This is a genomic window from Enterococcus camelliae (assembly GCF_042685105.1).
Classification (GTDB): domain Bacteria; phylum Bacillota; class Bacilli; order Lactobacillales; family Enterococcaceae; genus Enterococcus_G; species Enterococcus_G camelliae.
Genome location: NZ_JBHUMO010000056.1, coordinates 145,302 through 145,708 on the forward strand (window position 1 = coordinate 145,302; position 407 = coordinate 145,708).

Consider the following 407-nt stretch of genomic DNA (forward strand, 5'->3'; position numbering starts at 1 on the left):
ATTACAAACTGTAAAATGAAAAAAGAAAATCCTGAATATGTTGAAAACAAATTGACCTATGCTGGATTAAAAAAACAAGAAGAATTTGCTTGGTTAAAAGAAGTTGAAGCACAACCATTAAGCCAAGTGAATATGGATTTTAATAAAGCGTACAGAAATACATTTCACTCTAAATTTGGGTTTCCTAAATTCAAGAGTAAAAAACGCTCAAAGAAATCCTATCGAACTGCCGTAGGCATGAAAGTTAACGGTCGTTACTTCTATGTTTCTAAAGTCGGTTGGGTCAAAATGGCAGAAAAACTGCGTTTCAACGGAAGATTGATGAATGTAACAATTAGTCAATCCAAATCTGGAAAATACTTTGCAACATTTTTAGTTGAAACCGAGAATCTTCAAAAAGAACCAGT

1 pseudogene is annotated in these 407 nt (G+C 32.7%); it reads left to right on the forward strand.

Features of this window, described 5'->3' with window-relative positions:
* Positions 1-407: pseudogene (locus ACFSR0_RS11925) on the forward strand (IS200/IS605 family element RNA-guided endonuclease TnpB); the annotation flags it as partial.